This window comes from Protofrankia sp. Cj3, from assembly GCF_917627355.1.
Lineage (GTDB): Bacteria > Actinomycetota > Actinomycetes > Frankiales > Frankiaceae > Protofrankia.
The window spans coordinates 32,863-41,061 of sequence record NZ_CAKJTR010000026.1; the positions used below are offsets into that span (position 1 = coordinate 32,863).

The 8,199-nt window shown below is 67.9% G+C and carries 9 protein-coding genes; 6 read left to right on the top strand and 3 right to left on the bottom strand.

What is annotated here, in order from left to right:
- Positions 1–654 precede the first annotated feature (654 nt).
- Positions 655–1,593 (bottom strand): DMT family transporter, encoded by a 939-nt coding sequence (locus MJ783_RS05790; RefSeq protein WP_239308891.1) that lies wholly within the window; start codon positions 1,591–1,593, stop codon positions 655–657.
- Between the two features lie 157 nt (positions 1,594–1,750).
- On the opposite strand from MJ783_RS05790, the gene MJ783_RS05795 reads away from it, so the two are divergent.
- Positions 1,751–2,203 (top strand): Lrp/AsnC family transcriptional regulator, encoded by a 453-nt coding sequence (locus MJ783_RS05795; protein WP_239308893.1) that lies wholly within the window; start codon positions 1,751–1,753, stop codon positions 2,201–2,203.
- Between the two features lie 255 nt (positions 2,204–2,458).
- Here MJ783_RS05795 and MJ783_RS05800 read toward each other — a convergent pair whose 3' ends face one another.
- Positions 2,459–2,821, bottom strand: coding sequence for a hypothetical protein (locus tag MJ783_RS05800; protein WP_239308895.1), 363 nt, complete (start codon positions 2,819–2,821; stop codon positions 2,459–2,461).
- A gap of 167 nt (positions 2,822–2,988) precedes the next feature.
- Positions 2,989–3,414 (bottom strand): cold-shock protein, encoded by a 426-nt coding sequence (locus MJ783_RS05805; RefSeq protein WP_239308896.1) that lies wholly within the window; start codon positions 3,412–3,414, stop codon positions 2,989–2,991.
- Between the two features lie 281 nt (positions 3,415–3,695).
- Between MJ783_RS05805 and MJ783_RS05810 the strand changes: the two genes are divergently transcribed.
- From MJ783_RS05810 to MJ783_RS05830, 5 genes are all read left to right on the top strand, one after another.
- Entirely contained in the window at positions 3,696–4,442 is a 747-nt protein-coding gene (locus tag MJ783_RS05810) for a tyrosine-protein phosphatase (protein ID WP_239308898.1), read from the top strand.
- Between the two features lie 133 nt (positions 4,443–4,575).
- On the top strand, positions 4,576–5,526 hold the full coding sequence (locus tag MJ783_RS05815) for a S1C family serine protease (protein ID WP_239308900.1): 951 nt from the start codon (positions 4,576–4,578) through the stop codon (positions 5,524–5,526).
- 46 nt (positions 5,527–5,572) lie between these two features.
- Complete coding sequence (locus MJ783_RS05820) at positions 5,573–6,103, top strand: MarR family winged helix-turn-helix transcriptional regulator (protein ID WP_239308902.1); 531 nt, start codon at positions 5,573–5,575, stop codon at positions 6,101–6,103.
- Positions 6,104–6,377: 274 nt separating this feature from the next.
- On the top strand, positions 6,378–7,688 hold the full coding sequence (locus tag MJ783_RS05825; protein ID WP_239308904.1) for a glycosyltransferase family 4 protein: 1,311 nt from the start codon (positions 6,378–6,380) through the stop codon (positions 7,686–7,688).
- Positions 7,682–8,199, top strand: a 518-nt coding sequence (locus tag MJ783_RS05830; RefSeq protein ID WP_239308905.1) for a class I SAM-dependent methyltransferase, incomplete at its 3' end; no start/stop codon positions are given. The genes MJ783_RS05825 and MJ783_RS05830, both read left to right, overlap by 7 nt.

The window sequence follows — 8,199 nt, forward strand, 5'->3', positions numbered from 1 at the left end:
GAGAGTCCGTTCAAGTAAATCATCAGGCGCATATGAAATCTTGCCGGGTGACGCGGCCAGACCGAAGACGAGCTATCATGAGGATCATAGCAGCCGCTCTGGTCAAGCGGAGCGCACCGATAATTAACGGCCCAAGATCTGCGAGATTCTCTTGGTGACTGCTTGCAAACTGCTCCAGAACAAAACAACCAGTGCCGCGGGACCAATCGCGGCGAGGTTAGAACCCCGTTGGCCCGAGTACCTGTCACCTCCATTGGTTAACAAATTAGTGGATCATTGATCCAAACGTGACCAACGCATCGAACGATATGTTAACGGATAGACAACGTGTTGACTAAGACGACGAACTTAGTTCGGTAAATCAGGGTAAAGAGCGCTCATAATGAACTTGGTTCGCCACCACAGCGTGTTTCGGAAGTCATCGTTCGATCAGGGAGCCGCCTCCAGGTGGTTCCTGACAAGGCCACAGGCCCGACCGATACCGGATGCGTGGTATTCGATGTGGCCGAGAACGCGGCCAAGGGCCGCCTGGAGGCGGCGAGCCGGACAGCTGGCTTCCGCAACACGCCCTGGTACGGCTTCCGCGGGAAGGTGGTCGGCGGACCGGCTTTTGATCGTCCTCTCCGAGCTATGACGCCCTCAGGACGAGCCCCTTCAGGCGCGCTTGCTGACCGGGGCCGGCTCAGGAACTGCGGCTTTCGCACCGGCCGTTCGGCGCTCGACCAACCCGAGCGCTACACCGGCAATGATGATCACACCGCCGAGGATCTGCGCGAGCCGCACTGTCTCCCCATTGATCACCACAGCGCCGAGCACACCGAACACCGGTACCAGGTTGAGGATGTTGACCGCGACGCTCGAGGCCATCCGGCGCAGGCCGTAGTTATAGAGGAGAAAACCGCCGACAGAACACGCCACGGCCAGATAGGCGAGCAGCTCCGAAACCGTGACGCCCGGCAGCCGCCACTCCCCGATCTCCAGAAGCGAGGCGAGCAGGAAGCCGACAGCGCCCGCGACGGTCTGGTAATAGGTGAGGTTCACCGCGTCCTGCCCGCGGCCCGCGTACTTGCTCAGCACGTTGTACCCGGCCCACACCAGCCCGCCGAGCAGCAGCAGGACATCGCCGAACCAACGCGCGCTGCCCCCGACTTCCGCCCCGTTGCGCACGACCAGAAAGGCTCCCCCAACGGCGATCAGCACGCCAACGACCCGAAAGGGCGGCATCCTGATCCGGAAGAGCACCCGTTCCAAGAGCATGGTCATCAGCGGATAGGAGGCCACGATCAGGGACGCGTCGGAAGCGGTCGACAGATCGACGCCGATGTTCTCCAGCACGAAGTAGGCCGTGATGCCGAGCAGGCCGCTCAGATAGATCATCTGCCGCTGGCGGACATCCGGCCGGGCAACCGGGTTGCGGCGCGTGCGCACCATGATCCCGAGTGACACAGCGGCGATTGTGAAGCGGATGGCCCCGATGGTCAGTGGCCCGACTTCTGCCAGCACCTCCTTGGTCACCGCGTACGAACTGCTCCAGATCAGCGCGGCCGCCACGACAGAACAGATCGCCAAGGCCTTTGTCGTCCGCTCATCCACCCTGATGTCCCTTCCCCTCCGAGCTCCACGACTCCGCCCGGACCGCGTAGCAAGAAAGCGAATCACGAACGGAATTATTGCAATGATGCTAACAATCAATCCAATGAAATGGCAGATTGGCCGAATATAATTCGGCTTTTCAGAAAGGTGGCAGAACATGGACGAACTAGATTCGGCGTTACTACGGCTTCTCCAGCAAGACGGTCGGCGCACCAACCGGGACCTGGCGCAGAAGCTGGGGATCGCCCCCTCCACCTGCCTGGAGCGGGTGCGCTCCCTCCGCGAGCGCGGTGTGCTGCTCGGATTCCACGCCGACGTGGACCTCCCCTCGCTCGGCCGGGGGCTACAAGCGATCATCGCTGTGCGGGTACGGCCCCCCACACGTGCGGTCATCGAGCAGTTCCAGGCGTTCGTGGCGCGGATGCCCGAGGTGATCGCGGTCTTCGTGCTGACGGGCACCGACGACTTCCTTCTCCACGTGGCGGTTCGCGACGCCGACCATCTCCATTCGGTGGTCCTGGACAAACTGACTGAGCTCCAGGCGCTCGCGGACGTACGCACCTCGGTGATCTACGGGCACTCGCGGAAGAACGTCATCGAGCCAATGTGAGGCTGTGGGCGCACGTCGTGGGCTAGGCCGTTGACCTGTGCGGACGACGGGTTGGGAGCATGGCTGCTCGACATGGTCGCCGGCCGGACAGCTGTTTCGCCCAGTAGCGCCTTGAGCGACCGGCAACAGGGGACGCGGCGTCGCGAGGCTGGGGCACGCGCCTCACCTCATCGCTGCCCATCCATGGCCGCGCGGTGCACGGCTGCCCCGGCTTGCCGGTCGCCCCCACCATCTCCGGTGACTTCCCGCGCCGCCTCACGCGGAGAAGCCGCCCACGCCGAAGAAGGAGGGGCGTGGGGCAGCAGCGCCGCTGAGCACAGTGCTGGTCAGCGGCTGCCGCGCGCTGGCGAGCGGCACCTGGAAAGTAGTGGCCACGCTGGTGATGAGGGGCGTCCCAAGGCTGCCTACCACCACGACGACCAAGACGATGAACAGCGATGAACAGCGATGAACAGCGATGAACAGCAGCGAGGGAAGCAACAGCCCCGGCTTGGACCGCGGCCTGGCGGAGCGCCCGCCAGGCACGGCACCCACCAGGCAGCGTCCCTGGCCAGAAACCCGTGTGAAGACCGAGCGGATGCTGCTCTCCGGCCCCCAGCGCACGGTAGAAACATTCACCTGCCGCCGTGCCAGCCGCGGGCGTCAACGGAATGGCGACGGACAGTATCCCGACGCCCGGCGTTCTCGCTCTCAACGGATAATTCATCCATCGGATGACAACGCCGAACCGCGTACCGCCGCGGGCATCACGGCAGGCCCACCCGCCGGACCAGCCGGCCGGAGCGTCAGGATTCGACCCAACCGCGCGCCCGCGCGAGGTCGAGGAGCCGCTGCCGTATCTGGCCAATCTGGCCACCGGTCAACGTCGGTACCCCCTCGACAAGTATCTCAGTGAGCACATGGAGAAACTCGGCGGTGGTCAGGACATCGCACATCTCGTCGTCGTCGGTGCCCGAACCCGCAAGGTTCGGGCTGGTGGCACGGGGAAAAAACGGGCCGACCCCGGCCCGGTCAACAAGACGGACAGCTGAGGCCTTCAGACCCTTGTCACCCTCCTCCGCTTTGAACTCGACAAGTACGCCGGGCCGGAACAGATACTTTTCATCCTCCAAATCGTTCACATGCATGAAGATGTCATCGCCGCCCTCGTCAGGCGCGATGAAGCCGTAGCCACGAATCCCGTCGAACCGCACGATCCTGCCAGTACCCACCGCATCAACCTCTACCTCAGGGCGAACGTCCCAAACCGTGAGACCGCACGCACATTGCCAGCTGAACCCAACCAAGTCAACCGCTGACACACAGGAAAGAGCAAATGATCATCATGCTGGCGGTGGATCACACGGGCGGTCCGCGCCGGCCAGCCGGTCGCATGAGGCCGTCTTCCGCTGACCTGGCACGGTTAGGCTGGGAAGCTCAGACGCCCCGGCCGCGGCCGACCGACCGACCGCCAGTGGCACCGGCGTTTGCCCACCGCGACCGAAGGGGTTTCGTGACCGACCGTTGGATCCACCTTGATGGCTGTGACAACGCCCGCGACCTCGGGGACCTGCCCACAACGGACGGTGGCTCGACCAAGCGGGGGCTTCTGATCCGGTGCGACACGGTCCAGCAGCTGACGGTGGAGGGTACGGACGTACTGCTCAACGGGTTCGGTCTACGCACCGTGCTGGATCTGCGGACGCCGAGGGAAGCGGCGGCCGAGGGCCGCGGGCTGCTCGCGGAGACCGCGGTCCGTTACCGCAACGTGGCGTTCGTTCCCGACGTCTATCTCGTGCCCGGCGACCCCGAACACAAGGTGATCGTCGAACAGCGATCCAGGCAGGAGACGGTCGAGCACTACGTGGACTATCTGACCCGTCCCGGCAGCACGGTGCCGGCGGCACTGCGGCTGCTCACCCAGCCAGCTGAGCTACCGGTCCTGTTTCACTGCGCGGCGGGCAAGGACCGCACCGGTGTCCTTGCCGCGCTCGTTCTGGATGTCGTCGGGGTCCGGCGCGAAGCGATCGTCGACGACTACGTCCTGACCAATGAACGGCTGCCGCGGATCAGGGAACGCCTGATCGCGATGCCGACCTACGGCAGGAGCGCGCGCGGCGACATCGGTTGCCGGCCCGAGACGATGTGGGCCTTCTTCGAGACCGTCGACCAGCGCTGGGGCGGCACGGCCGGCTGGGCGCTCGACCATGGCATCACCCAGGCCGAGCTGGATGTCCTGCGGAAGGCACTCGTCGACTGACGCCCCGCCTTCCCTGTTCCCTGTCCGCCCTGGGCGGACAGGGAACAGGGAAGGCCGCTCGACGCTGCGATGTTGCAAGCGACGTAAGCATGTAATCAGATCGCTTGTCTGGGACCGGCGCCGGGAGGCCGTGATGCAGGATCCGATGGACGCCTACTCGCAGGTGGTGACCAGGGTCGCCGCCGCGCTCTCCCCCGCTGTCGCGAGCCTGCGGGTACGGACCAGCGCGGGTGCGGGCGCTGGGTCCGCCGTGGTTTTCACCGACGACGGTTTCCTGCTGACCTCCGCCCACGTCGTCGACAGCGGCCTGCCGGGCAGGGAACGGAACGCCGTGACCGGCACGGCTGAGTTCACCGACGGCACGGAGCGGGTCGTGGACGTGATCGGCGCCGATCCGCTGTCCGATCTCGCCGTGCTGCGCGCCCGCGGTAGCACGCCTCCGCCGGCCACGCTCGGCGATGCCGCAACGCTTGCCGTCGGCCAGCTCGTCGTCGCCGTGGGCAATCCGCTGGGGCTGACCGGCAGCGTCACGGCAGGGGTTGTCAGCGCGCTCGGCCGGTCGCTGCCGACCCGGGCCGGCGCGACCGTCCGTGTCATCGACGAGGTGATCCAGACCGACGCCGCTCTCAACCCGGGTAACTCCGGCGGCGCCTTGGCCGATGCGAACGCCCACCTCGTCGGCGTGAACACCGCCGTCGCCGGGATCGGCCTCGGGCTCGCCATCCCGGTCAACGACACCACCCGCCGCATCCTCGCCGCGCTCATGCGTGACGGTCGGGTCCGGCGGGCCTATCTCGGGGTGGCCAGTTCCCGGGCTCCGCTCCCGCCGCACCTGGCGGAGCGGTTCGGCCGCCGGCACGGCGTACGGCTGGCGGAGGTCGTGGTGAACAGCCCGGCCGGACGGGCCGGGCTGTTCACCGGCGATCTGGTGCTCTCGGTCGCCGGGCGGCCGGTCGCCGCATCCGGCGACCTCCAGCGCCTCATGACCGAGGAGACCATCGGAAAACCGGTCGAACTGACCGTATGGCGGCGCGGCGCGCTCGTCGACGTCATCGTCGTCCCCCAGGAACTGGTGCTCACCTGATCGACACGGCATCAACCGCGAAAGTCGTTACCATGCGGTAATGACCGTGCCCATACGACCGGCCAGCGGCCCACCATCGACCGGACGCGGGCGCTACCCGACCACCGCCAACCATGCGGGTACCGGTAGCGCCCCGTATGACGAGCGCCTCGACCCGGTGTTCGTGGCCATGCTGCGAACCTCGATAACCAGGCTCGCGCGCTCACAGCGGGCGGAACGCCAGCGTGACCCACGGGCGCTGCCGTTCAGCCTGATTTCAGCCCTGTCCACGCTGCAACGGCTGGGGCCGCTGACGCCGACGCAGCTCGCCCACGTCGAAGGTGTGCGTAAACCGTCGATGACACGCGCGCTGGCAACGCTGATCGAACGTGGCCTGGCGATCAAAGAAAACGACGAATACGACGGTCGCCAGTGCATCGTGCGGATTTCCGACCAGGGTCTCACCGCCGTCCAGGAATCCCGGCGTGTCGTCGACAGCTGGTACTCCCGCCGCCTTCGCCAACTGAGCCACCAGGATCTGGCGGACCTCATGCGCGCCGGTGGCGCACTCGCCCGGCTCGCCAGCGAGACGACCTGAACCGCTCAGCGCGGGCCTGGCCGCGGTCCCCAGGCGCTGGACGGGCTGGCCGGCCTCGGCCTCGGCGCGCGGGCCCGGGAGCCGTTCCCGGCCGGCAACGCCCAACGGGTATCCGCAGTCCGGAGCGCACTCCCGAGAAGATCCACCGGATATGCCCTACTGTGCCGGAAACAGCTCCGCGCCGGCTTGGAGCGCCTGGCAACAGGGGACGCGAGCTGGCACCGGCGGGAAACAGATCTGAGCCCATGGATCTGAACCTACGGAGAGGACACCGTTGCGGATCGCGTTGCTGTCATACCGCAGTCTGCCCACCTGCGGCGGTCAAGGCGTGTACGTCCGGCATCTCTCCCGCGAACTCGTCATGCTGGGCCACCACGTCACGGTGGTGAGCGGGCCACCCTACCCCCTGCTCGACCCCGGGATCGAGCTGCGCATGCTGCCCAGCCTCGACCTGTACGCCGAGCCCGATCCGTTCCGCTGGCCGTCCCCACGGGAGCTGCGCACCGTCGCCGACGCCGTCGAGTTCGGCCTGATGCGCACCGGCCAGTTCTCCGAGCCGCTGGCGTTCAGCATCCGGGCCGCCCGTGCGCTGCGACCGGATACCGGCCACCCACCCCGCTTCGATATCGTCCATGACAACCAGGGCTTGGGCTACGGCCTGCTCGCCCTGCGCTGGGCGCTGCGCCCGCACGGCGTTCCGGTGGTGGCGACGGTGCACCATCCGATCACCGTCGATCGCCGGCTGGCGCTGGCTGCCGCACCGGACCGGACCGCGCGTGCCGGCATCCGCCGCTGGTACTCCTTCCTGCCGATGCAGGCCCGGGTCGCTCGCAGCCTCGACGGCATCATCGTTCCGTCCCAGAGCTCCCGCCAGGAGATCATCCTCGACATGAGGGTGGCCGCGGCGGCGATGCGCACCGTCCCGCTCGGTGTCGATGCCGACGTCTTTCGCCCCGCCACCGCCCCGGCGTCGGCTTTGGCGTCGACGCCAGGGCGCATCGTGGTCGTGACCAGCGCGGACGTACCGCTGAAGGGGCTGGGAGTGCTGCTGGAGGCGCTCGCCAAGGTCCGGGCCGAACGTGACGCCCACCTGGTGTGCGTCGGTGCGGCCCGGCCGGGTGGCGCTATCGAGCACCAGGTCGACGACCTCGGCCTCACCGGCGTCGTCACGTTCCGCCCGAACCTGTCCGAAACGGAACTCGTCACGCTGCTGCGGTCAGCGGAGCTGGCCGTGGTGCCGTCGCTGCACGAGGGCTTCAGCCTGCCCGCGGTCGAAGCGATGGCCTGTGGCGTGGCACTGGTCACGACCACGGCCGGTGCGCTTCCGGAGGTGGTCGGGCCGGCCGGGCAGGCCGCCGCGCTCGTCGCGCCCGGGGACGCCGAGGCGCTGGCCGCCGCGATCGGACGGCTGCTCGACGACCCGGCGCTGCGAGCGCGGATGGGCGCCGCCGGCCGCACCCGGGTGAAGGAGCGCTTCTCCTGGCGAGCCGCGGCCGCCGCGACCGCGGCGTGGTATGCGGACCGGATCGACGCGGTCCGGTCCGGGCGCGAGCGCTCCTCGGCGGCCGGCCCGCACCCATGCTGACGGTCGACTTCGACCGCTACCCGGTCACCGAGGGCTGCCGTCTGCTCGATCTCGGCTGCGGCACGGGCCGGCATGGTTTCGAGGCGTTCCGCCGAGGCTCGGAGGTGGTCGCGCTCGACCACGCGGCGGCCGAGGTCACCGGTGTCGGGCAGATGTTCGCCGCGATGGCCGCGCAGGGCCAGGTGCCGCCGGCGGCACGGGCCGCCTGCGTGCGCGGGGACGCGCTCGCGCTGCCGTTCGCCGACGCCACCTTCGACCGGGTCATCGCCGCGGAGGTGCTCGAACACATCGCGGACGACGCCCGCGCCATGGCGGAGCTGGCCCGCGTGCTGCGCCCCGGCGGGCTCGCCGCGGTCACCGTCCCGGCCTGGCTGCCCGAGCGGATCTGCTGGCGCCTCTCGACCGCTTACCACAGCGTGGAAGGCGGGCACATCCGCATCTACCGGCAACGCGATCTACTGGCCCGGTTACGCGCCGTGGGGCTCGACCCCGTTGACAGGCACACCGCGCA